The following is a 1393-nucleotide window of genomic DNA, read 5'->3' as shown; positions in this document are numbered from 1 at the left end:
CACGAGGTTTGGGGCACTCACAGTTTCCGATATCTCGCGGACCGGTCTTGACGCAGCCCAAGCGCGGTACTCCTCCAGCTTTGCGTCCAGAGCTGCGGCGAAATCGGGTGTCATGTTTCGTCGATTCCGTGAATCGTCCGTTGAGGGCGAATTCTGCCTCGGCGCCGAACGTCTGGTCTTGGCCGATTGTAGTCGGTCGCGGCCTTCGAGCTTTGAGCCCGAAGCGGTCATCTGGCTTGCTCGATAGCAGTCATTCATTGCCGGCGTAATGCGAGGTCAGACATCACGTCCGGCAGACGGCTTCCAGATGTTCGTACGTGGCACATATCTCTCATATCCCGTCCCGTCATCAACGCCGACGACTTGATGGCCGAAGCACTCAACCAGCGCAACAAGACTGCCAGTGCCACCGTATGGGTAGCCATGGGGATTGAACTCCAACACATACCGTGCCGCTCGCGGTTGGATTGCAATGAGGTCGTAGTCCCCGTTCCAGATTGCATCAAGCATGGAGGCGAAATCCCACTGTGGAGTCGGCATATCAGGGGAATGCCGCTTCGGAAGCGGAGTGGAGAACCAATATTCGTTCCACTCAGCCACTTCCTCCGGGGTCAGGTTTGAAAAGTAGGAGCGTTCACCATCGCTCAGATACGCCAGTAGTTGTGACTCGTCGGTGGGCTCTTCGCAATCCTTCGCAGCCTTCACGAAGTCAAAGAACTCCGTCACCCGCTGCAAGGACTTCTCGCCATTCGACTCGAATTCAACGCGGCAGTAAACCGGGCTGTCTCGACCGCCCATGGCCTCTACAACCTTTTCTGAAGGCGGGATGGCGTGAGCTGGCGAGACCGACGCGCTTTTTTTGAAGGGCCACATATGGGGGTTCGAATCAGTTGAGCGATGGAAGACACGGGCCGGTTATGGCCAGGTCCGGCCTAGCGACGACCAATCTTCTTTGATTGATTGGTTTCCTTTTTTCGCACGGTAAGCACCTTACCTTGGGAATCGATCATGAACTGAACACCATGAGGCTGGGCTTGCTGGTCGAGCTTCTCGGCCTGAGCATCTGCCTTGGCCATCGTCTCGAACAGCTGAATCGGTGCTCCATCAAAGAGCCTACTGTCTGCCAACCATTCTCCGGATTCCAGCCGGTACTCCATGGAGCCCATGCCATAGAACCTAGCGATACCCCAACTCTTCCCCATCCGAGTCTCCCTAGAGATGCCGTTTGTGCGCCCAGATTCTGGAACATGGGCGAGCGTCTGGTTTTGGCCGAGGCCGTGTGAAAACGGGTTGAATAACTGACGGTGCTCGCCTAGATTGTGGCAACGCTACTGAAGGGCAACCACATGAAGCGATTCATCGAAGGCGAGGATCGACAGCAGGTCACTCTGCT

2 protein-coding genes are annotated in these 1393 nt (G+C 56.3%); both read right to left on the bottom strand.

All coding sequences use genetic code 11. The features are described from left to right. Positions 1-276: 276 nt before the first annotated feature. The gene (locus IB278_RS33525; RefSeq protein ID WP_192328814.1) at positions 277-873 is read right to left on the bottom strand and encodes a hypothetical protein; all 597 of its coding nucleotides are present in this window, start codon (positions 871-873) and stop codon (positions 277-279) included. A 59-nt stretch (positions 874-932) separates the two neighbouring features. Continuing rightward, positions 933-1157 carry a hypothetical protein gene (locus IB278_RS33520; protein ID WP_192328811.1) on the bottom strand — a complete coding sequence of 75 codons (225 nt, stop codon included), beginning with the start codon at positions 1155-1157 and terminating at the stop codon, positions 933-935. Positions 1158-1393: the final 236 nt, after the last annotated feature.

Origin of the sequence: Variovorax sp. VRV01 (assembly GCF_014852545.1) — a bacterium.
Classification (GTDB): Bacteria; Pseudomonadota; Gammaproteobacteria; order Burkholderiales; family Burkholderiaceae_C; genus Variovorax; species Variovorax beijingensis_A.
The sequence above is the reverse complement of the archived record's forward strand: the minus strand, read 5'-3'. Positions and strand labels throughout refer to the sequence as shown.